The sequence below is a fragment of the Pigmentiphaga sp. YJ18 genome (assembly GCF_038066655.1).
In the GTDB taxonomy this organism is placed as follows: domain Bacteria; phylum Pseudomonadota; class Gammaproteobacteria; order Burkholderiales; family Burkholderiaceae_B; genus Pigmentiphaga.
Window position 1 is genome coordinate 1,197,178 of record NZ_JBBUKU010000001.1, and the last position, 19,695, is coordinate 1,216,872.

At 67.0% G+C, this 19,695-nt stretch carries 22 protein-coding genes; 4 read left to right on the top strand and 18 right to left on the bottom strand.

Annotated elements, in window-relative coordinates:
* Nucleotides 1-75 precede the first annotated feature (75 nt).
* From WKR98_RS05885 to WKR98_RS05915, 7 genes are all read right to left on the bottom strand, one after another.
* Nucleotides 76-798 (bottom strand): ABC transporter ATP-binding protein, encoded by a 723-nt coding sequence (locus WKR98_RS05885; protein ID WP_124687257.1) that lies wholly within the window; start codon nt 796-798, stop codon nt 76-78.
* Nucleotides 791-1,558, bottom strand: coding sequence for an ABC transporter ATP-binding protein (locus WKR98_RS05890; protein WP_124687258.1), 768 nt, complete (start codon nt 1,556-1,558; stop codon nt 791-793). The genes WKR98_RS05885 and WKR98_RS05890 overlap by 8 nt, the downstream gene beginning before the upstream one ends.
* Nucleotides 1,555-2,520 carry a branched-chain amino acid ABC transporter permease gene (locus tag WKR98_RS05895; RefSeq protein WP_341432353.1) on the bottom strand — a complete coding sequence of 322 codons (966 nt, stop codon included), beginning with the start codon at nt 2,518-2,520 and terminating at the stop codon, nt 1,555-1,557. Before WKR98_RS05895 ends, WKR98_RS05890 begins: the two co-directional genes overlap by 4 nt.
* Nucleotides 2,517-3,377, bottom strand: a complete 861-nt coding sequence (locus WKR98_RS05900) for a branched-chain amino acid ABC transporter permease (protein WP_124687260.1) — start codon at nt 3,375-3,377, stop codon at nt 2,517-2,519. Before WKR98_RS05900 ends, WKR98_RS05895 begins: the two co-directional genes overlap by 4 nt.
* A gap of 275 nt (nt 3,378-3,652) precedes the next feature.
* A complete protein-coding gene (locus WKR98_RS05905) occupies nt 3,653-4,819 on the bottom strand; it encodes an ABC transporter substrate-binding protein (protein ID WP_124687261.1) in 1,167 nt (388 codons plus the stop codon).
* 230 nt (nt 4,820-5,049) lie between these two features.
* Nucleotides 5,050-5,775 carry an RES family NAD+ phosphorylase gene (locus WKR98_RS05910; RefSeq protein WP_124687262.1) on the bottom strand — a complete coding sequence of 242 codons (726 nt, stop codon included), beginning with the start codon at nt 5,773-5,775 and terminating at the stop codon, nt 5,050-5,052.
* On the bottom strand, nt 5,772-6,173 hold the full coding sequence (locus WKR98_RS05915; protein ID WP_124687263.1) for an MbcA/ParS/Xre antitoxin family protein: 402 nt from the start codon (nt 6,171-6,173) through the stop codon (nt 5,772-5,774). The genes WKR98_RS05910 and WKR98_RS05915 overlap by 4 nt, the downstream gene beginning before the upstream one ends.
* A 204-nt stretch (nt 6,174-6,377) precedes the next feature.
* Here WKR98_RS05915 and WKR98_RS05920 point away from each other — a divergent pair, with 204 nt between their 5' ends.
* Together WKR98_RS05920 and WKR98_RS05925 are read left to right on the top strand one after the other, a co-directional pair.
* Nucleotides 6,378-8,003 carry a peptide chain release factor 3 gene (locus tag WKR98_RS05920; protein ID WP_341432354.1) on the top strand — a complete coding sequence of 542 codons (1,626 nt, stop codon included), beginning with the start codon at nt 6,378-6,380 and terminating at the stop codon, nt 8,001-8,003.
* 60 nt (nt 8,004-8,063) lie between these two features.
* Entirely contained in the window at nt 8,064-8,690 is a 627-nt protein-coding gene (locus tag WKR98_RS05925) for a hypothetical protein (RefSeq protein WP_124687265.1), read from the top strand.
* Between the two features lie 51 nt (nt 8,691-8,741).
* Here WKR98_RS05925 and bfr read toward each other — a convergent pair whose 3' ends face one another.
* The 5 genes from bfr to WKR98_RS05950 all read right to left on the bottom strand — a co-directional run bounded on the left by bfr (nt 8,742) and on the right by WKR98_RS05950 (nt 12,501).
* The gene (gene bfr / locus WKR98_RS05930; protein ID WP_124687266.1) at nt 8,742-9,218 is read right to left on the bottom strand and encodes a bacterioferritin; all 477 of its coding nucleotides are present in this window, start codon (nt 9,216-9,218) and stop codon (nt 8,742-8,744) included.
* 360 nt (nt 9,219-9,578) lie between these two features.
* Nucleotides 9,579-9,884: a (2Fe-2S)-binding protein gene (locus WKR98_RS05935; RefSeq protein WP_124687267.1), complete on the bottom strand. Its 306-nt coding sequence runs from the start codon at nt 9,882-9,884 to the stop codon at nt 9,579-9,581.
* A 126-nt stretch (nt 9,885-10,010) separates the two neighbouring features.
* On the bottom strand, nt 10,011-10,985 hold the full coding sequence (locus WKR98_RS05940) for a tripartite tricarboxylate transporter substrate binding protein (RefSeq protein ID WP_124687268.1): 975 nt from the start codon (nt 10,983-10,985) through the stop codon (nt 10,011-10,013).
* A 47-nt stretch (nt 10,986-11,032) separates the two neighbouring features.
* On the bottom strand, nt 11,033-11,818 hold the full coding sequence (locus WKR98_RS05945) for a cyclase family protein (RefSeq protein WP_124687269.1): 786 nt from the start codon (nt 11,816-11,818) through the stop codon (nt 11,033-11,035).
* 17 nt (nt 11,819-11,835) lie between these two features.
* Nucleotides 11,836-12,501, bottom strand: coding sequence for a TetR/AcrR family transcriptional regulator (locus tag WKR98_RS05950; RefSeq protein ID WP_161567646.1), 666 nt, complete (start codon nt 12,499-12,501; stop codon nt 11,836-11,838).
* 197 nt (nt 12,502-12,698) lie between these two features.
* Between WKR98_RS05950 and WKR98_RS05955 the strand changes: the two genes are divergently transcribed.
* Both WKR98_RS05955 and WKR98_RS05960 read left to right on the top strand, forming a co-directional pair.
* Nucleotides 12,699-13,652, top strand: coding sequence for an amidohydrolase family protein (locus WKR98_RS05955; protein WP_341432355.1), 954 nt, complete (start codon nt 12,699-12,701; stop codon nt 13,650-13,652).
* A gap of 82 nt (nt 13,653-13,734) precedes the next feature.
* Nucleotides 13,735-14,502: a DNA-binding transcriptional regulator gene (locus WKR98_RS05960; RefSeq protein ID WP_341432356.1), complete on the top strand. Its 768-nt coding sequence runs from the start codon at nt 13,735-13,737 to the stop codon at nt 14,500-14,502.
* Here WKR98_RS05960 and WKR98_RS05965 read toward each other — a convergent pair.
* The 6 genes from WKR98_RS05965 to WKR98_RS05990 all read right to left on the bottom strand — a co-directional run bounded on the left by WKR98_RS05965 (nt 14,499) and on the right by WKR98_RS05990 (nt 19,583).
* Complete coding sequence (locus WKR98_RS05965; RefSeq protein ID WP_124687273.1) at nt 14,499-15,362, bottom strand: cupin domain-containing protein; 864 nt, start codon at nt 15,360-15,362, stop codon at nt 14,499-14,501. The two genes, WKR98_RS05960 and WKR98_RS05965, sit on opposite strands and share 4 nt — an antisense overlap.
* A gap of 31 nt (nt 15,363-15,393) precedes the next feature.
* Complete coding sequence (locus tag WKR98_RS05970; RefSeq protein ID WP_341432357.1) at nt 15,394-16,149, bottom strand: HpcH/HpaI aldolase family protein; 756 nt, start codon at nt 16,147-16,149, stop codon at nt 15,394-15,396.
* A gap of 129 nt (nt 16,150-16,278) precedes the next feature.
* Nucleotides 16,279-16,899 (bottom strand): flavin reductase family protein, encoded by a 621-nt coding sequence (locus tag WKR98_RS05975; RefSeq protein WP_124687275.1) that lies wholly within the window; start codon nt 16,897-16,899, stop codon nt 16,279-16,281.
* 144 nt (nt 16,900-17,043) lie between these two features.
* Complete coding sequence (locus WKR98_RS05980; RefSeq protein WP_124687276.1) at nt 17,044-18,024, bottom strand: Bug family tripartite tricarboxylate transporter substrate binding protein; 981 nt, start codon at nt 18,022-18,024, stop codon at nt 17,044-17,046.
* A gap of 39 nt (nt 18,025-18,063) precedes the next feature.
* Nucleotides 18,064-18,693: a fumarate hydratase C-terminal domain-containing protein gene (locus tag WKR98_RS05985; RefSeq protein ID WP_238160254.1), complete on the bottom strand. Its 630-nt coding sequence runs from the start codon at nt 18,691-18,693 to the stop codon at nt 18,064-18,066.
* 20 nt (nt 18,694-18,713) lie between these two features.
* The gene (locus tag WKR98_RS05990; RefSeq protein WP_124687277.1) at nt 18,714-19,583 is read right to left on the bottom strand and encodes a fumarate hydratase; all 870 of its coding nucleotides are present in this window, start codon (nt 19,581-19,583) and stop codon (nt 18,714-18,716) included.
* Nucleotides 19,584-19,695 lie beyond the last annotated feature (112 nt).

Sequence of the window (19,695 nt, forward strand, 5' to 3'; positions counted from 1 at the left end):
CTTCGCGATGCAGATCCAGGATGCGGTGGATCCGGCTTTGCCGGTCCACTCGCATCGCCCCCTGGGGGGCGCGCGTTAGCGCGTAGGGGGGGGGCTCTTGCCGACCCCCAGTAATTGATCCAGCCGTTCCGTGTCGGCGGCCAGCTCGGCGCTGGCGCCGGCGTAGGCCACCACCCCGCGTTCGAGCACGATGGCATGCTGCGACATGGACAGCGCCAGGACCGGATGCTGCTCGACGATGATGGCGGTCAGGCCTTCGTCGGCGCACATGCGGCGCACCGCTTCGGACAATTCCTCGACGATGATGGGCGCCAGGCCCTCCATGGGCTCGTCCAGCAACAGCAACTGCGGGTTGGTCATCAGCGCGCGGCCGATGGCCAGCATCTGCTGCTCGCCGCCCGAGAGCTGCCCGCCGTAGTTGCCGGCGCGTTCGCGCAGGCGCGGAAAGAGCCCGTACACGCGCTCGAGCGTCCAGTGCGTGCCGCGCGCGATGACTTCCAGGTTCTCGCGCACGGTCAGCGACGGGAACACCTCGCGTTCCTGCGGCACCCAGCCTATGCCCCGGCGCGCGCGGTCGGCCGAGCGCAGGCGGGTGATGTCCTCGCCCAGCCAGCGGATGCGGCCGCGCTTGACTGTGGTGTTGCCCATCAGCGTCTCGAGCAGCGTGGTCTTGCCCACGCCGTTGCGCCCCAGGATGGCCAGGCTCTGGCCGCGCTCGACCGTGACTGACAGGTCGCTCAGCACGACCGCGTCGTTGTAGCCGGCCGTGAGGTTTTCGATTTGCAGGAAATCAGACACGCGAATTCCCCAGGTAGGCCGCCCGCACCTGCGGGTCGGCAGCGATTTCGGCGGGCGTGCCTTCCACCAGGACGGCGCCCGCCACCAGCACCGAGATGCGCTGGGCGAAGCGGAACACCAGGTCCATGTCGTGTTCGATGAAGAGCACCGTCATTTCCGGGGGCAGGCCGGCGATCACCTCGAACAGCTCGCCGCTTTCGTCCTCGGGTACCCCGGCCGCCGGTTCGTCCAGCAGCAGGATGCTGGGCTTGGCCGCCAGCGCCAGCACGATTTCGAGCAGGCGCTGCTTGCCGTAGGGTAGTTCGGCGGTGTCGACGTAGGCGTACTGGGCGAGGTTGAACTGCTTGAGCAGCGCATGGGCTTCGTCGGCCACCCAGGAGCAGCTGCCCAGCGGGCGCCACCAGACCCTGCCCAGCGCCTCGCGCTCGGAGATGGCCAGCGAGGCGGCCTGCAGCGGCGTCAGGCGCGGGAACAGCGTGTTGATCTGGAAGGTGCGCACCAGCCCGCGGTGCACCCGCTTGTCCGCCGGCAGGTGAGTGATGTCGTCGTCATCCAGGCTGATGCGCCCTTCGGTCGGGCGCAGGATGCCGGTCAACAGATTGATCAGCGTGGTCTTGCCGGCGCCGTTCGGGCCGATCAGCGCCTGGCGCGAGCCGGGCGCGATGTCCAGCGTCACGCCGTTGACGGCGGTGAAGCCGCCGAAGCGCTTGGTCAGCTTGCGGGTGCGCAGCGCGGGCGTCGCGATGGTCGCGGTCGTCATGGCCGTTGCCCCCCTACCTTGAACACCCGGGACAGCACGCCCAGCACGCCGCCACGGCCGATCATGACCACCAGGATCAGGAAGATGCCGAGCCAGAACTGCCAGAACTTGGGATCGAAGTCGGAGAAGAAATCGTGCACGGTCATGTACAGCAGCGCCCCGATCAGGCCGCCGTACAGGCGCCCGGTGCCGCCCAGGATGAGGATGATGAGGATTTCGGCCGAGCGGTTGAAGCTGAGCATCTCCAGTCCGACGAACTGCGTGGTCTGCGCCAGCAGCGCGCCGGCCACGCCGGCGATGGCGGCCGAGAAGCAATAGGCCAGGCGCAGGCGCGTGTCCACGGGCGAACCGATGGCCAGCATGCGCCGCCGGTTGTCGTGGATGCCGCGCAGCACCAGCCCGAAGGGCGATTTCAGCATCAGGCGCACCGCCAGGAACATCAGCAGCACGATGCAGAAGGTGTAGATGAAGGCCGTCTTGCCCCAGAGGTCGAAGCGGAACTGGCCAAGCACCGGCCACATGTCCACGCCCTGCAGGCCGTCGGCGCCGCCGGTGATGGGAGTCAGGCGGTTGGCCAGCTCGAAGAACAGCACGCATACGCCTATCGTGATCATCAGGCGGGTCAGGTCGCTGCCGCGCACGATCAGGTAGCTGAGCAGATAGCCCAGCATCGCGCACACCACCAGCGCCAGCACCAGCCCGGAGAACGGTTCGCCCCAGCCATACTTGGCCAGCAGGCCCGCCAGGTACGCGCCTATGCCGAAGAACGCCGCATGGCCCACCGTCAGGATGCCGGCGTAGCCCAGGGCGATGTCCAGCGCGATCGCGAACAGGCCCGTGATCATGATCTGCGTGATCAGGACCAGCTTCTCGGGCAGGAGGAAGTAGGTCGAGGCCAGCGCCAGCCAGAACACCACTTCCAGCGCCACGATCTGGCGCGGATTCAGATTCAGTTTAGTCATACGAGCCCCTTCTTGGGGATCAGGCCGTGGGGGCGGACCAGGAGCACGACCACCATGAACACGTAGATCAGGAAGGCGCCGAGTTCAGGCATGTAGTATTTGCCGCCCACGTCGACGATGCCCACCAGCACCGCCGCGACGAAGGGGCCGACGATGGTGCCGGCGCCGCCCACGCAGACCACGATCAGGAAATAGATCATGTATTTCAGCGGGAAGGACGGATCCAGGCCCAGCATGCCCAGGCCCAGCGCGCCGCCCAGCCCCGCCAGGCCGCAGCCGAACGAGAAGGTCAGGAAGAACAGCCGGTCGACCCGCACGCCCAGGCCCGCCGCCACGCGCTGGTTGTCCACCGCCGCGCGCACCATGGCGCCGTAGCGCGTCTTGTTGATCAGCAGCAAGAGCGCCGCCAGCACGGCGAAGCCCACCACGATCAGGAACAGCCGGTAGGCGCCCACCTCCATGCCCAGCAGCGAGATCTGGCCGCGCAGCCAATCGGGCGCGGTGAAGGGCTGCATGGTCGGACCGAACAGGTAGGTGCCGCCCGCCACGAACACGAACACGATGCCGATGGACAGCAGCACGTGGTCCAGCGGATGCGCGCGGTACAGCCGGCGGAAGAAGACGAATTCCAGCAGCGCGCCCACCACGGCCGCGCTGATGAAGGCCAGTGCCAGGCTGGCGACGAACGGTACTTGCAGCCGGCTCATGGCCAGCGCGGCGACGTAGCCGCCCACCATGGCGAAGGCGCCATGGGCGAGGTTGACGAAATTCATCAACCCCATGGTGATCGACAAGCCGACTCCGATCAGGAACAGCAACATACCGTAGGCCAGGCCGTCGAAGATTACGATGCCCATGTGTGCTTCCAGGTGACGTGCGGGGGGAATAGGGCGGCCCGGACGAGGGCGGGCCGCGAAGTGCGGTTAGGACAGTCCATGATCTCCTGCAGATCGCTCCGCCGCAGGGACCATGGCAGACCGGCAAGACGGCTTCATGTCGGGTCCTTCTGGGCGGTGTTGCCATTGTCCGCGCCCGGCCGTGGCCGATCCAGCCACGTATGCTTTTTCACCGGCCTAAAAAACTTATGCCGGCCCGCCCGCGGCAAAGCGGGCGGGGCCGGGCGCGTGCTGCTTTACTTGATCTTGCCGGGGTCCTTGACCGCGTCGAGATGCGAGAACTCGACGTTGTACAGGTGGTTGCCGCGGCGTTCGACCTTGCGGATGTAGATGTTCTGCACGATGTCGCGCGTTTCCGGATCGATCATGACGGGACCGCGCGGGCTTTCCCACTTGGCGCCCTTCATGGCCTCGACCGCCTTCGTGCCGTCGATCTTGCCGTTCAGCTTCTTGATGGTCTCGTAGATGAGCGCCATGCCGTCATAGCCGCCCACGGCCATGAAGTTGGGGCGGATCGAGGTGCCGAACTGCGACTCGTAGCCCTTGATGAAAGCCTTGTTCTTGGCCGAATCGTGGGCGGCGGAATAGTGGAACGAGGTGGTCAGGCCCAGCGCCACGTCGCCCATGCTGTCCAGGAACATGTCGTCGGTGCCGTCGCCCGTGCCCAGGGCCTTGATGCCGGCCTGCTCCAGGCCGCGCTCGCGGTAGGCGCGCAGCATCAGCACCGACAGCTCGCCCGAGGGGAACCACAGGAAGGCGGCATCCGGCTTGGCATCCTTGATGCGCTGCATGTAGGGGCCGAACTCCGGGTTCTTCAGCGGCACCGCCACTTCGGCCACGATCTTGCCGCCGCCGCCCGTGAAGGTCTTGCGGAACTGGGCGTTGGCGTCCTGGCCCGGACCGTAGTCGGCGTACAGCGAATACACCGTCTTGACGTTGTTCTTCAGCGCCCAGTCGGCGATGGCGTAGGCGTTCTGCGGCAGCGTCATCGAGGTGCGCACCACGTAGGGCGAGCGCTCGGTGATGGACGAGGTGGCGGCGTTCATGACCACCATCGGAATCTTGGCCTCGGTGGCCAGCGGGGCCACGGCCAGCGCGTTGGGCGTGAAGCCGAAGCCGGCCAGGAACTCCACCTTGTCGCGGGTGATCAGTTCCTGCGCGAGGCGCTTGGCCACCTCGGGGTTGGCGCCGCCCACGTCCTTGATGATCAGCTGGATCTTGCGGCCGGCCACCACGTCGCCGTGTTCCTGCAGGAAGAGCTTGGCGCCGTTGCTCATCTGCAGGCCGTACTCGGCCTGCTGGCCCGACATTTCGCCCACGAAACCGATCTTCAACGGGGTCTGCGCCGCGGCCGTGCCGCCCAGCGCCATGCCCAGTACACAACCCCACAAACGTATTTTCATTGTCGTGTTCCTCCGGATAAGGAATGAGGTCTTGCGCGATCTGCCGCGCCTGATACCAATTGTGACGATATCAGCGCCCCGCGTTCGACGTAACCATATTCGAAAATCGAAATTGCGCCAATAATCGATTTCCATCAGCGCGCCTGGGGCGCCGGCCCCGAAATCCACGATCCACAAGGCTGGGCAAGGATCGGGTGGGGTGCCTCGCCCGGCGGACGAGGCTTGAAAAATCAGACCGACCGCAATGCCGACTTGGAATACCACCCGCTCATGCGGTGACCGTCCCAGATGAAGGCGATGTGCTGGGACTGGCGGCAGCGGGTCAGGCCGCGCGGGCGGAACACGGCGGCGCACTGGCCGCCGGGGCGCCGCACGCTGTCGTAGGCCACGCCCCAGCTGCCTGCGAGCCGGAGCTGGCGGGCCAGCGCCTGGCTGGCCGCGTAGTCGTCCGGATCGTAGATCGTCGGCAGGGCGGGCCGCAGGCCGCGCAGGTCGTGCAGCGGCGCGGACAGGTCCGCCAGGTAGTGGCGCATGTCGATTTCCAGGGCCGGCTCGCGCGTGGCGGCCAGGAAGCGGGCGCGATGGTGCATGGTCTCGGCCACCGCGGTCTCCAGGCTTTCCCCGGCGTAATACACCCCCCAACTGCCGTCCGAGAAGCGGCTGCCGGCCGGATTCAGATGGGTGAAGGCCGCCATGATGGGCGTGGTCCCCGGGCCCGAGATCCGATCTTCCTCCGGCACCAGGCGCAGGTTGCCGGCTTCGTCCCGCACGCGGGGATTGGTGAGGTTTTCTATCGCGAACACCACGTCGAGATCGGCGGGATCGGCCACCCGGTCGTACAGGCCGGTGGGCGGAAAGCGGCTGGGCACCAGCCGGTGGCAAGGCGCCCAGCGCACCTCGCCGACAGGCGGGGGTTCGGCGACAGGCGCGGCGGCGCCTTCGGCCAGGTGCGTCATGTCCATCCTCCGCGCTGGGCGTCGAGGTAGCTGCGCACCACGTAGAGATCGCTGGTCATGCCGCTCAGCATGAATTTCAGGGCGGGGTGGCCGCCGAACGGCGGCGCGTCGTTGGGTTTGCGCGGCCAGGCGTCGGCCAATTCGGGCACCGGCAGCAATACCTGCAGCGCCTTGTAGATGCCGAACACCAGCGACAGGCGTTCCAGCACGTCGCGCGGCAGCGGCGCCGGCGGGTTGTTCTTCCAGCGGAACATGGTAGAGCGGGGGACGCCCAGCAGCGTGGCGGATTCCTCGGCGTTGAGCTGCCACGCCTGGGCGATGCGGAAGAACGCGCGCAGCGCGGCGGCGGCAGCCGGCTGGCTGGAGAGTTCGGGCGTCTTGGAAGCGGCGATGACCATGATGCTCGTCCCGGGGGTTTTCTCCAAGGGTAGTCCTATGTGAGACTTATTTCAACATATAATCTCAAATAAGACAAACCGGCCGCAGCCCCCGTGCGGGATCCGGCGGTCAGCCGGGCCTCGGCTCAAGCTCCTGCTGGCGGGGTGAGAGCATGGCCGGGCGGCACGAGCGCCGGTTCGCGTCTGCGGTTAAAATTCCCCGCGATGACCATAGCCACCGAAGTCGCCCGGCGACGCACCTTCGCCATTATTTCCCACCCCGACGCGGGGAAGACCACGCTGACCGAAAAGCTGCTGCTGTTCGCCGGTGCGATCCAGATCGCCGGTAGCGTCAAGGCACGGAAGGCGTCGCGGCACGCTTCGTCCGACTGGATGGAGATCGAGAAACAGCGGGGCATCTCGGTGGCGTCCTCGGTCATGCAGATCGAATACCGCGATACCGTCATCAACCTGCTCGACACGCCGGGGCACCAGGACTTCTCGGAAGACACCTACCGCGTGCTGACGGCCGTGGACGCGGCGCTGATGGTGATCGACGCGGCCAACGGCGTCGAGCCGCAGACCATCCGGCTGTTGCAGGTGTGCCGGGCGCGCAATACGCCCATCATCACCTTCGTCAACAAGATGGACCGCGAGGTGCGCGAGCCGCTGGAACTGCTGTCCGAGATCGAATCCCACCTGGGCATGGACGCCGTGCCGTTCGCCTGGCCGGTCGGCATGGGCAAGTCCTTCGGCGGCGTGTTCGACATCCGCCGCGACCGGATGCGGGTGTTCAAGGCCGGCAGCGACAGGCTGAGCGAACAGCACGACGAAATCATCGACGGGCTGGACAATCCCGAGATCGCCAGCCGTTTCGGCTCGGCGTTCGAGCAGGCGCGTGGCGAGATCGACCTGATCGACGGTGCGGCGCCGCCGTTCGACCAGGCCCAGTTCCTGGCCGGCAAGCAGACGCCCGTGTTCTTCGGCTCGGCCATCAACAACTTCGGCGTGCAGGAAGTGCTGGACGCCCTGGTCGAGCACGCGCCCGCCCCCGGCCCGCGCCACGCGCTGCAGCGCGAGGTCAAGCCCGAGGAACCGAAGTTCACCGGCGTGGTCTTCAAGGTACAGGCCAACATGGATCCGGCCCATCGCGACCGCGTGGCTTTCGTGCGCGTCTGTTCGGGCCGCTTCGAGCGCGGCATGCGGTTGAAGGTGTGCCGCACCGGCAAGGAAACGCGGCCCAACAACGTCGTTTCGTTCCTGTCCCAGCGACGCGAGTTGCTGGACGAGGCCTATGCCGGCGACGTCATCGGCATTCCCAACCATGGCGTGCTGCAACTGGGCGACGTGCTGACCGAAGGCGAGGCGCTGCAGTTCACCGGGCTGCCTTTCTTCGCGCCGGAACTGTTCCAGGCGGTGGAAGTGGCCGATCCGCTGCGCACCAAGCAACTGCGCACGGGCCTCACCCAGCTGGGCGAGGAAGGCGCGATCCAGGTGTTCCGCCCCGTGGCCGGCGGCCCGCTGCTGCTGGGCGCCGTCGGCCAGCTGCAGTTCGAGGTCGTGGCGCACCGGCTCAAGACCGAATACGGGGTGGCCGCGCGCATGCTGCCGTCGCGCTATTCCATGGCGCGCTGGGTCACCGCCGAGAACCCCAAGGACCTGAAGAAGTTCATGGACGCCAACATGCAGCACATCGCCTACGATGTGGTCGAGGCGCCCGCGTTCCTGATCGGATCGTCGGCGCAGCTGCGGGTGGCGCAGGAGCTTTATCCCAACGTGCAGTTCCATGCCCTGCGCGAGCACGGAGGACAGGTATTCCAGACCCGGGTGGGCGATTCGGCTTTCGCCTGACGGCCCGCCCAGGCATGGGGACCGGCGTGGCCGCCGGTCACAGTGAAGAGGTGTACACACATGCGTAACCGCATTTTGATGGGCCTGGCCTTCGTGGCGATGGTCGTGGTGGTGGGGGTGCTGTTCGGGCTCTGGCTGTCCTGGAACGCTCCCGTCGACCGCGCGGCCGAGGCCCCCGTGCCCGTGGCCCAGGGGCGGCCCGGCGAAGCGCCGGTGGCGGCCGTGGACCAGGAAACCTACCTGCCCGAACCCCCGCAACCCCGGGTGGACGGCTCGCGCGGCGTGCCGTCGCGGCCGGTGCAGCCGAGCGCGCCCATCCCGCTGGTGTCCGCGGCGGACCAGCCCCAGCCCGATACCGTGCTGTCGACCATCGCCCCCGACATGCAGGCGGTGAATCCCGGCAGCCCCCTGCCCGCCCACCTGTCCGAGACCACGCCGGTCCAGTCCCCGCGCATCATCGTCGAGCCGCCCTCGCAGCAGGTCGCCACCGTGGTGGCCGGCGCCAATGCCGACGCGGCGGGCGGCGGGGAGCCATGGATCCAGTCGCTGCGGGCCGAACTGGCGCGCTGCGCCTCCCAGGGCGTCGTCGGCCGGGTCATCTGCAACGAGAAGGCCCGCTGGAAGTACTGCAACACCGACAACCGCTGGGGCCGCGTGGCCGAGTGCCCGGCCACGGGCAACAACTGAAAGAAAAAGCCCCGCGACGCGCGGGGCTTTTTTTGCGAAGGCGGGAGCCGGTCAGCCCTGCTCTTCCATCTGCGATTGCAGGTAGTTCTGGATGCCGACCTGGTCCACCAGGCCGATCTGGGTTTCCAGATGGTCGATGTGTTCCTCGGTATCGTCCAGGATGTCCTGCAACAGATCGCGCGAGACGTAATCGCGCACGGTCTCACAGTGGGCGATGGCTTCCTTCAGCACGACCTGCGAGGACAACTCCAGCTTCAGGTCGCATTCCAGGATTTCCGGGACGTTTTCGCCGATCAGCAGCTTGTGCAGGTCTTGCAGGTTGGGCAGGCCGTCCAGCATGAAGATGCGCTGGATCAGGCGGTCGGCGTGCTTCATTTCCTCGATGGACTCGTCGTACTCGTGCTTGCCCATCTTGCCCAGGCCCCAGTGCTTGAGCATGCGCGCATGCAGGAAGTACTGGTTGATGGCGGTCAGCTCGTTGGTGAGCTGCTTGTTCAGGAACTGGATGACGGTCTTGTCGCCTTTCATGTTCTTTCCCCTGCAGAATTCATGGATTCCGCAAGGTTAGCATTGTTGATGCTAAGCAAGCAGGCCGTACGTCCGCCCGTAACGGCCTAGGAAAGTGACAATGATAATGATCCCCCCTACGCGCTGACGCGCGCCCCCCAGGGGGCGATGCGGGTGGACCGGCGGAGCCGGATCCACCGCATCCTGGGTCTAGTACCGCTGTCTTGGCGCGTAGCATTGTTGCTATCGCTGGCTGCCAGCGGTAGCAACAGTGTGACGTGCCAAGAAACAGGTACTAGACCCAGGAAACCGCGGATCTGGCTTTGCCAGTCCGCCGGTTTCGCCCCCTGGGGGGCGCCCGAAGGGCGTAGGGGGGGACCCCTACGCCGCCTTGGCGGCGCCGGCGCCGGCAGCGACGACGTGGATGGGGAAGCGGCGCGTCGTGGCGCGGGGCGGGGGCAGTTCGGTGGCTTGCGTGTGGCCGTTGGCCGCCGAGATGGACGCTTCGTAGGCGTGTTCGCAAGCGCTGGCGCCCGCCGGCAGGTACTGGCAGGCGGTGTCGGCGCAAGAGCCGCAGCAGGTCGCCACGCCCAGGTCGAATTGCAGGTCGGCCAGGGTGGTGGAGCCGGATTCCACGCTGCTGCGGATCTGGCGTTCGGTGATGGCGTTGCAGACACAAACGTACATGGCAGGACTCGGTCGCGGCGCGGTGGCACCGCAGTAGACGTCGTAATGAGATTAATTATTGATAATATTCTCAAAACTTGCAAGCCATTGCCGTGGGTCTTGTACCACGCGGGTTTCCCGGGGGCCTCATTCCACCCGGATGTTCTGTTTTTTGATGATTTCGCCCCACTTTTTGGTCTCGTTTCGCAAAAATGCGCCGAATTGCTCGGGCGATCCGCTGCCGGGCTGGATCGCCTGGGCATCGAAGAAGGTCTGCATTTCGGGCGTCCGCAAGGCGCGGTAGACCTCGGTGTTCAGGCGGGAAACGATGGCGGCAGGGGTGCCGGCCGGTGCCAGCAGCCCTATCCACGATCGGGCCTCGAAATCGGGGTAGAACTGGCTGATGGACGGCACGTCGGGCAGCGCGGGGATCCGTTCCCGGGTGGTGACCGCCAGGGCCCGCATCTTGCCGGCCTTGATGTGGGCCAGCACCGAGCTGGCGCTGACGAACATGACCTGCACCCGGCCGCCCAGCACGTCCGTGATCGCGGGCGCGCCGCCCTTGTAGGGCACATGGTTCATTTCCACGCCGGCGGTGGCCTTGAACAGTTCCGCGGTCAACTGGTTGGAGCTGCCGGCGCCGGTGGAGGCGTAGTTCAGCGCGTCGGGCCGGGCCTTGGCCAGCGCGACCAGCTCGGGCACGGTGCGGGCCGGCACCGAGGGATGGACGACCAGGATCAGCGGCGAGGTGCCGATCAGCGCGACCGGCGCCAGGTCCTTGTCGGAATCGAAGCTGAGCTTGTACAGCAGGGGATTGACGGCGTGGGTGTCGAAGGCGGCCAGCAGGGTGTAGCCGTCCGGGGCGGCCTTGGCCACGTGGGCCGCGCCGATGGAGCCGCCGGCCCCGGCCTTGTTCTCGACGATGAAAGTCTGGCCCAGCGCGGCCGACAGGCGCGCGCCCAGGTTGCGCGTGACGTTGTCGACGATGCCGCCCGGCGGGAACGGCACGACGATGTGGACGGGGCGCTCGGGGTACGAGGCCGGCGCCTGCGCGGCGGCGGGCAGCGCGCAGGCGGCCAGTGCGAGTGCGGCGCCCAGGCGGGCGTAGGGCAGGAAGGGCATGGGATGTCTCCGATCGTTGTCTTGGACGGGGCGCGGCGCCCCGCGCGTCAGTCGAGAATGGCGACGGTGCGGCACCAGCCGGCCGATCCGTGCTTGATCTTGATGGGAAAGCAGCTGATGGTGAAACCGTGGGACGGCAACTGGTCCAGGTTGGTCAGCTTCTCCATCTGGAAGTAGCCGATGTCGCGCCCCGCCTTGTGGCCTTCCCAGATGATGGCGGGGTCGCCGTCGCGCGCGTAGCGCTCGACCACGAACTTGAACGCGGGGTCCCAGCTGTAGGAGTCGGTGCCGACCACCCGCACGCCCTGCTCCAGCAGCCAGAGCGTGGCGGCGCGGCCGAAGCCGCAGGCGCTTTCCCAGTAGTCCTCCTGGCCGTAGCGGGCGCCGGCGCGGGTGTTGGCCACGACGATGTCCAGCGGTTCAAGGGTATGGCCGATGCGCTTCAATTCGGCCTGGATGTCGCCGGGCGTGACCACGTAGCCGGCTTCCATGTGGCGGAAGTCGAGCTTCACGCCGGGCTTCAGGCACCAGTCCAGCGGCACTTCGTCGATGCCCGGCGCCGGCCGGCCGCCTTCCTGCAGCGCGTGGTCGGTCGTGGGGTGGTAGTGCCACGGCGCGTCCATGTGGGTGCCGGCGTGGGTCGACAGCGATACCCGCTCCACGGCCCAGGCCTTGCCCTCGGGCAGGTCGTCGGGCCCGATGCCGGGAAAGAGCTTGGAGAACAGTTCCCAGGACTGGTCGTGGTCGACGTAGCTGATCTGGGGGCGGTGGTGCGCCGGCGAAGTGGGCTTGTCTTCAAGGGCGACCGACAGGTCGATGATGCGGCGGGTCATGGCGTGTATCCGGAAGGTTAGAGCGGCGTGCCGGCCGGGGCGGCTGCCCGCATGCCGGCGGCGATGAAGGCGACGAGCTGGGCGACGATGCGCTCGGGGTCGTCGGTGTCGCACAGTCCGCCGGAGATGCGGTGCAGGCGGTGGTAGGTCTCGTCGGCGTCGCTGACGATGTACATCATGGCGCCGATGGCGAAGGCGTAGCGCCAGTAGGCTTCCTCGCGGCCCAGCGCGGGCTGGGCGCCCATCAGGGCGTCGACGAAGTCGGATGCCAGCGCGTCGTACTGTTCGAAGATGGCGGCGTTGGTGCTGGCGCGCGGCAGGGCCCGGGCCTGGATCAGCAGCCGGATCAACAGCCGCCATTCGCCGGTGGCGTCGAAGCTCAGGCGCACGGGCGGCGCGATCAGCGCCTCCACCACTTCTTCCATGGTGGGTTCGCGGTGCGCCGGCACCCGGGCCAGGGCCTCGCGCCGCATGCGGTTGATGGGCTCGGACACGACGCGCAGGACTTCCTGTACCAGGGCGTCCTTGGAGCCGAAGTGATAGTGGATGGCGGCGATGTTCACCTGGGCGGCGGAGGTGATCTCGCGCAGCGAGGCGGCCTCGAATCCCCGCGTGGCGAAGATGCGCAGGGCGGCCAGCACGATGCGGGAGCGGGTGGAGGTGTCGTCGTCGAGCAGGTTCACGATGGGGTTCCGGGGTAGTCGGGCGCAGTATGGGCGATTCAAACGAAAATTTGAATCAGTTTTTTGAAATTTTTGTTTGAATCGAGGGAAAACCCAGCCGATCACCAAGTTTTCGACCACCGAAAAGTTCGAGAATATCGGGTGCGGACCGCCCTGCCTGGCGATAAAGTCCCAGCTGTAAACACGTAGAGCTGGATATGACCCAAGACACGCAAGCCCCGTCGGCCGCCCGCCCGCTACTGTTCGATTCGCACGCTCACCTGGTGGCGGATGACCAGGTGCGCTATCCGCGCAATCCCATGAAGCGCGCCGCCGACGCGCCGCCGCGCGCCCCGGGCGTGATCGGCAAGCCGGGCGGCAAGCACGGTCCGAATCCGATCAACGAAGTGCCCGACGTGGCCCGCATGCTGGTCTGGATGCAGGAAGAGAACGTCGACGGCGCGGTGGCCGTGCAAAAGCGCATGATCTATCGCTACGACAACAGCTACATCCTGGATTCGTCCGACGCCCATCCCGAGATCTTCTCGGCGGTGGTCATCCTGGACGCCGAGGACGCCGGCACGCCGGGCCTGGTGCGCAGCTACATCGAGAAGAACGGCCTGGCCGGCGTGCGCCTGTTCGGCGGCCGCCAGCCCGACGGCAGCATGCCGTGGCTGAACTCGCCCCAGGCGCTCAAGACCTGGGACGTGGCCGAGGAATTCGGCCTGGTCATCGACCTGGAAGTGCTGGCCGTGGGCGGCGGCGGTCCGTCGGTGCCGACCATCATCGAACTGGCCCGCCGTTACCCGAACGTGCGCATCGTGCTGGACCACCTGCTGGAGCCCGAGGCCACCGAGGAACACTTCGGCCTGGACGAGCGCTTCGAGAAGCTGGCGCACGAGCAGAACATCTTCTTCAAGTTCACCTCGATCAACCTGGACGAGTACCGCGAGGCCGACGTGCCGGCCGAACAGGTGCTGCGCCGCGCGGTCGACCTGTTCGGCGCCGACCGCATCATGTGGGGCTCGGACATCGGCACCTCGTCGGGCACCTACAAGGAAATGGTCCAGCGCATGCTGGATGCCTCGGTCCTGCTGAACGACGAGGAAAAGCGCGCGGTCTGGCACGATACCGGCAAGCGCGTGTTCGTGAAGGGCGGCGCCCGGCGCTGATTTCCCCAGGACCGCCGTACGCAAGCGCGCATCCGGCGATGCGATAATCGCCGGCCGGCGCCCTTTCCGTACGGAGGTCCGCGTGCCTTCCTTTCCGCCCGTCCAAGCCGTTGTCCGCACCATCGAGCTGCTGCAGGCCCTGAACCGCCAGCCGGTCTCGACCCTGGACGTCCTGCACAAGCAGACGGGCATCCCCAAGCCGTCGCTGATACGCCTGCTGGAATCGCTTGCCTCCAAGGGGCTGGTGCGCCATGCGCCACAGTACGGAGCGTATTACCTGACGTCGCTGGTCAACACGCTGTCGTCGGGCTATCACAGCGAACCGCGCATCGTCGAAGCGGCCCAGCCGCGCCTGGACGCGCTGACCGAGGCCATCAAGTGGCCGCTGGCCATCGCGGTGTTCGACACCGATGCGATGGTGGTGCGCTACAGCACCATTCCCCATTCACCGCTGTCGCTGCTGCACTCCACCATCAACATGCGGCTGAGCCTGGTCAGCCGCGCCATCGGGCGCGCCTACCTGGCCTTTTGCGAAGAGGATGAGCGCGAGACCATACTCGCGCTGCTGCGGCAATCGAAAAACCCCGAGGACCAGCCGGCGCGTGACCAGGAGGCGGTGCGGGGAATGATCGAACTCACGCACGCGCAGGGCTATGCGCTGCGCGACCCCGCCGTGCGCCCGGTGTCCGGCACCCTGGCGGTGCCGGTGTTCGACGGCAAGCACGTGGTGGCCTCGTTCGGCATGACGTGGTTCGCGTCCACGCTGACCAACGAGCAGGTCGTCGAACGCTACCTGGAACCGTTGCAGGAGGTCTCCCGAGGCATCTCGGAAGACCTCGCCAGGCTCTAGGCCGCTGCGGCGGCGACGGACGCGGGCATGGGGTACTCGTCCGCGTTGCAGACCAGGCCGGGCTTGCTGGAGAAGTCCACGCGCGGCGGGCCGAAGATGTCGATCAGCCAGCAGTCGCCCTGGCTGACGTTGCGGCTGGTGTGCAGCACCTTCGCCGGGATGACCGTGACGGACGGGCTGCCGATCTCGACGTGCTCGTCTTCCTTCCACATGTCCATGTCCGGCGTCCACGGCCAGCGCAGGTGATGCGCGTAGGTGCCCTGGATCGCCAGCGAGGCCTGTTCGAAGTCGGCGTGGGTGTGCGGGCTGAGCTTGTGCACGTCGCGCGGCACCAGGCGCTTGGCCAGGAAATTGACCATCAGGTTGGTGCTGCGGAAGATGCGCATGTTGCTGTCGGGCCGCACGTGCTCGGCCAGCACGTAATGGCGCAGCTTGAAGCCGGCGGGCGGATCGGGCCAGGGTACCAGCGGCGCGACTTCGGGCGCGCCATCGGCGTAGATGGCCTGGTTGACCGAGGCCTGCGCCAGGTCGGCGGCGCGATGGGAGAACACGCGCACGATGGTGCCGGCGGCCGTGGCTTCGACACGGCTCGCGCCCGGGGGAACGATGGTCACGGTCTCGGGGGCGGCGTCGATCTGCTCGGCGCCCGCCTGGATGCGCGCGCCGCCGCTGTGCACGAAGACGAAGTATTCGTCGGGGTTGGCGTCGCGCGCCAGCACGGCGCCCGCTTCGACCTGCGAGACGGCGACGACGAAATTGGCGCCCCGGGTCAGCCAGGTGCGCGCGCCGGCTTCCTGTTGCTGCGGAGCGGTGTCGTAGTGCGCGGCATAGGTCGCGGACCGTGGTTGTTGGACAGTCATGGACTTCACCTTTGCATGAGAGGGTGCCGCGTCAGCCGTGCGACCGGTTGCCTGACACGGCAACCGATTGCGCGCCCTGGCGCAGCAGGGATTGGTCGGATCCGATCACGAACCAGGTCACGCCTTGGGCGGCGAATTCGTCGCGTTCCGCGGCATTGGCCACGAACATCGCGGCGATCTTGCCGGCGGCCAGGGCCGCGCGCACGATGCGGGCGGTGGCTTCCAGCACCGCCGGACTGCGCGAGCCTTCCTCGCCCATGGACAAGGCCAGGTCGGCGCGGCCCACGAACAGTCCGCCCACGCCGGGAACGGCGGCGATGCTTTCCACGTTGGCCAGGCCCTCGACGCTTTCTATCTGGCACATCACCAGCGTCTGGTCGCCCGCTTCCTGGGCCTGCTTGTAGGTCATGGTCCCGTAGCCGGCGGCTCGCGGCGAACTGGAAAAGCCTCGCACGCCGCCTTTGTAGCGGGCGCGCGAGACGATCAGTTCCGCCTGCTCGGCGCTATCGACGTGCGGCACCACGAGGCCCGCGGCGCCCAGGTCCAGCGTCGACAGGATGGTCGAGGCTTCGTAGTCGGCCACCCGCACGAAAAGCGGCAGCCGCGCGGCCCGTCCCGCCATCATCATCAAGTCCAGCGCCACCCGGTCGAACGGCGCATGCTCGGCATCCAGCACCCCGAAATCCAGCGCCGTCGTCCCCAGTATCTCCACCACGTGCGGCGACACCGTCTTGATGAACGTCCCGGCCTGCACCGACCGGCTGAAATCAGCAGATGAACCCGTCATCAATATTCCCTTGTCATAAAATTAAGAACTCCTAACCCCGCCAGCCCGTTGGTTTCCAGGGCACAGCGGATCCGGCTCCGCCGGTCCGCCAGTGCCGCCCCCGGGGGCGCGCGAAGCGCGTAGGGGGGATCAGATAGGCGGCGCCTGCAGCATCGGCCGATGGAAGATCTCGCCCAGCCCCGCGTAGTACGGTCCGCCCAGCCGGGCGATGGGCCGCATCGCCACGGCATCGATGTGCCGGCCGTTGAAGATGGCCTCGGACAGGTGGAAGGCCACCACTTCGCCGATATACAGCGTGTTCAGGCCCCGGCCCAGCGGCAGCACGTGCTCGAGCCGGCATTCCATCTGGATCGGGGTGGCGGGAATGCGCGGCGGCCTCACCACCGTGCTGGGCGCCAGCTCGATGCCCAGCGTCTCGGGCTCGCCGATCTCGGGCGGGTAATCCGCGCCCGACGCATGCATCAACTCCAGCGTGGCTTCCGTGGCCACGTTCACCACGAACTCGCGCGTCTCGACGATGTTGCGCGCGGTGTCCTTGAGCTCTCCCTTGCGCGAGCCGATGTTCACCGCCAGCATCGGCGGGCTGTGCGCCACATAGTTGTACGAGCTGAACGGCGCGGCATTGACCCGCCCCGATTCATCCTGCGTGGTGATCCACGCCACCGGCCGGGGCGTCACGCAGCCCACGATCAGCCGATAGGCCTCCTCGGTGCTCATGCCCTCGGTCTTCAACGTAACGAAACCGCTCATTCAAAACTCCATGGGGAGGAACCTCCCCGAAAACCCGTGCCCCAATCCAAGAAGAACTCACAAGACCCAGGGCACAGCGGATCCGGCTTTGCCGGTCCGCCAGTGCCGCCCCCCTGTGGGGGGCGCGCGGAGCGCGTAGGGGGGCTAGTCCAATTTGATATTGGCCTGTTCGATGATCCGCTTCCACTTCGCGCTTTCGATCTTCATCAGCGAATCCAGCTGCTCGGGCGAACCGCCGCCCACGACCGCGCCGAACTGCTCGAGCTTGGCCCGGCCCTCGGGCGAGTTCAGCACGAGGTTGATCTCGCGGTTGAGCTTGTCGACGATGGGACGGGGCATGCCGGCGGGGCCCGCCACGGCGAACCAGACCGAGGCCTCGACGTCGAAGCCCTGCTCGACCGCGGTGGGCACCTCGGGCGTGCCGGGGAAGCGCTTCTTGGACGTTACCGCCAGGCCGTTCATCTTGCCGCTCTGGATCTGCGGGATGAAGGCCGTGATGGGCGCGACGATGGCCTGGATGGAGCCGCCCAGCAGGTCGGTCATGGCCGGCGTGTCGCCCTTGTACGGAACGCCCAGGAAGTCGGTCTTGGTGTTGTGGCGCAGCAGTTCATAGGCCAGGTGGCCAATGGTGCCGTTGCCCGGGTTGCCGATGGAATACTTGCCCGGCGCGGCCTTGGCCAGCGCGATGAATTCCTTCAGGTTCTTGGCCGGGGTCTTGTCGGTGGACACGATCACCAGCGGGATCTCGCCCACCAGCACGATGGGGGTCAGGTCCTTGGCCGGATCGTACGGCATGGACTTGTACAGGTACTTGTTGTTGGCCAGCGGGCCCGAGGTCGTCAGCGTGAGCGTGTAGCCGTCGGGGTTGGCCTTGGCGACCTGGTCGGTGCCGATGTTGCCCGCCGCGCCCGGACGGTTGTCGACGACGAACTGCTGGCCGAGTTTCTGGCCCAGCCGTTCGGCGATCAGGCGCGCGACCACGTCGGTGCTGCCGCCGGCCGGGAACGGTACGACCAGCCGCACGGGCCGGGTGGGCCACGACGCGGCGGCGTCCTTGGCCTGGGCGGTGGTGGCGCCCAGGGCCAGGATGGCGGTGGCGCAGGCGAGAAGGCTATGGTTTTTCATGGGGTCTCCGATCTTTCGTCGTGAAGAAGGTTGCCGCACTCAGTGCGTGGAATCCGCGCGGTGCTGGTCGAGTTCTTCGAGAATGCCAGGCAGCCGCTGCTGCACGTTTTCGCGCAGCTGTCGGTAGAGGCTGTTGCCGTGGGCGTCGATGCCCACCGTGGCGGGGCCCAGGTGCTTGACGCGCAAGGTCACCAGGCGGAATTGCGAGATGTAGTCTTCCCAGTGCACGGACACGACTTCCTGGATCGCGCGCGCCAGCAGCGTGCAGCCGCCTCCCAGGAAGGACAGGTAGATGCAGCCTGTTTCGCGCATGGCCTCTACGCTTTCCTCGCCCAGGCCGCCCTTGCCGCCCACGATGCGCAGGCCGTAGGCCCGGATCAGCGTCGGCATGAGCGCGTCGTAGCGCGTGCTGGTGGTGGGGTTCATGTACAGCGCCTCGTAGCCGGAGGGCGCGTCGCTTTCGCGGTTGTACGAGCTCAGGTGCAGGAAGGCGCCGCCGTGCACGTCCACCGGCAGCGGCTTGCCCTCGCGGGCGTAGTCGATCATGCGCTGGTGGGTGGGCAGGCCGATGGTGACGACGATGTCGCCGGTCAGATAGACCAGGTCGCCGGCCTGGATGCGGGCGATGTCTTGCGCGCTTGCCGGCAGGGTCAGCCGATGGGTGTTCACGATGCTCGTCTCCGTTGCGGCTATGCCAGGCGCTCGACCGTGCCGTCCTGGTAGATGCGGGCACAGGTGCGCCGGTTGATCCAGCAGTTGAAGGCCACGGCCACCGGCATGAAGCCGTGGCTGGCCGAGTAATCGATGTGCACCGCCATGGCGGTGGTGTCGCCGCCCGTGCCCATGGGGCCGAAGCCGGTGTCGTTGATGGCCTTGAGCAGCCGCTGCTCCATGGCCGCCAGCACGGGCTCGGGGTTGGTCTGGCCGAAGGGGCGCAAGACGCATTCCTTGGCCATCTTGGCCGCGTAGTCGAAGGTGCCGCCTATGCCCACGCCCACGACGATGGGCGGACAGGGCTGCGACCCGGCTTTGAGCACGGTGTCGAGCACGTACTTCTCGATGGTCTCCAGCGACGGGTAGACGAAGGTCTCGATGGCTTCCCACCGGCCCGTGCCCATGGCCTTGGGCGCACAGACGATTTCCATGTAGTCCGCGCCGTCGATCATGTCGAAGGTGACCAGGGGCATGTTCTTGCCCTCGTAGCTGCGCTGCAGGGTCAGCGGATTGGTCACCATCTTCAGGATGGGCGGATCGGCGCGCGCGACCAGGTCGGCGAAGCCGTCGACGATGGCCTGGCGGACGTTGCCCGAGAAGCTGACGCCCGTGCCCACGCGGATCATGTAGGTGGGCACGCCCACGTCCGAACAGACCAGGTGGCTTTCGGACTCGGCCGCCTCGGCGCTTTCGAGCATGATGCGCAGCGTCTGCTTGCCCAGCTGGACCGTTTCGCGCTGCTGCGCCTGGGCGAGCACCCGCTTGGTGTCGTCCGGGACTTTCTTCAGGGACCACTCGTACAGGGACGAGGTGACCGACCTGATGGTTTCGCTGGAAATGGACATCGCATTGCCGCCGTGCGCCGGCTCTCCGTGCTTACGCTAGGCTGGCAGGATGCGGCGGGGGCGGCGGCGGTACAAGCGATGTTTTGGTGCTTTTCGCCTATAGAAAAGTTGG

What these genes read in the sequence shown, in the direction of transcription:
- WKR98_RS05890 (WP_124687258.1), bottom strand. Translation starts at nt 1,558, where the DNA reads ATGACGACCGCGACCATCGCGACGCCCGCGCTGCGCACCCGCAAGCTG.
- WKR98_RS05895 (WP_341432353.1), bottom strand. Translation starts at nt 2,520, where the DNA reads ATGACTAAACTGAATCTGAATCCGCGCCAGATCGTGGCGCTGGAAGTG.
- WKR98_RS05900 (WP_124687260.1), bottom strand. Translation starts at nt 3,377, where the DNA reads ATGGGCATCGTAATCTTCGACGGCCTGGCCTACGGTATGTTGCTGTTC.
- WKR98_RS05905 (WP_124687261.1), bottom strand. Translation starts at nt 4,819, where the DNA reads ATGAAAATACGTTTGTGGGGTTGTGTACTGGGCATGGCGCTGGGCGGC.
- WKR98_RS05910 (WP_124687262.1), bottom strand. Translation starts at nt 5,775, where the DNA reads ATGACGCACCTGGCCGAAGGCGCCGCCGCGCCTGTCGCCGAACCCCCG.
- WKR98_RS05915 (WP_124687263.1), bottom strand. Translation starts at nt 6,173, where the DNA reads ATGGTCATCGCCGCTTCCAAGACGCCCGAACTCTCCAGCCAGCCGGCT.
- WKR98_RS05920 (WP_341432354.1), top strand. Translation starts at nt 6,378, where the DNA reads ATGACCATAGCCACCGAAGTCGCCCGGCGACGCACCTTCGCCATTATT.
- WKR98_RS05925 (WP_124687265.1), top strand. Translation starts at nt 8,064, where the DNA reads ATGCGTAACCGCATTTTGATGGGCCTGGCCTTCGTGGCGATGGTCGTG.
- bfr (WP_124687266.1), bottom strand. Translation starts at nt 9,218, where the DNA reads ATGAAAGGCGACAAGACCGTCATCCAGTTCCTGAACAAGCAGCTCACC.
- WKR98_RS05935 (WP_124687267.1), bottom strand. Translation starts at nt 9,884, where the DNA reads ATGTACGTTTGTGTCTGCAACGCCATCACCGAACGCCAGATCCGCAGC.
- WKR98_RS05940 (WP_124687268.1), bottom strand. Translation starts at nt 10,985, where the DNA reads ATGCCCTTCCTGCCCTACGCCCGCCTGGGCGCCGCACTCGCACTGGCC.
- WKR98_RS05945 (WP_124687269.1), bottom strand. Translation starts at nt 11,818, where the DNA reads ATGACCCGCCGCATCATCGACCTGTCGGTCGCCCTTGAAGACAAGCCC.
- WKR98_RS05955 (WP_341432355.1), top strand. Translation starts at nt 12,699, where the DNA reads ATGACCCAAGACACGCAAGCCCCGTCGGCCGCCCGCCCGCTACTGTTC.
- WKR98_RS05965 (WP_124687273.1), bottom strand. Translation starts at nt 15,362, where the DNA reads ATGACTGTCCAACAACCACGGTCCGCGACCTATGCCGCGCACTACGAC.
- WKR98_RS05970 (WP_341432357.1), bottom strand. Translation starts at nt 16,149, where the DNA reads ATGACGGGTTCATCTGCTGATTTCAGCCGGTCGGTGCAGGCCGGGACG.
- WKR98_RS05975 (WP_124687275.1), bottom strand. Translation starts at nt 16,899, where the DNA reads ATGAGCGGTTTCGTTACGTTGAAGACCGAGGGCATGAGCACCGAGGAG.
- WKR98_RS05980 (WP_124687276.1), bottom strand. Translation starts at nt 18,024, where the DNA reads ATGAAAAACCATAGCCTTCTCGCCTGCGCCACCGCCATCCTGGCCCTG.
- WKR98_RS05990 (WP_124687277.1), bottom strand. Translation starts at nt 19,583, where the DNA reads ATGTCCATTTCCAGCGAAACCATCAGGTCGGTCACCTCGTCCCTGTAC.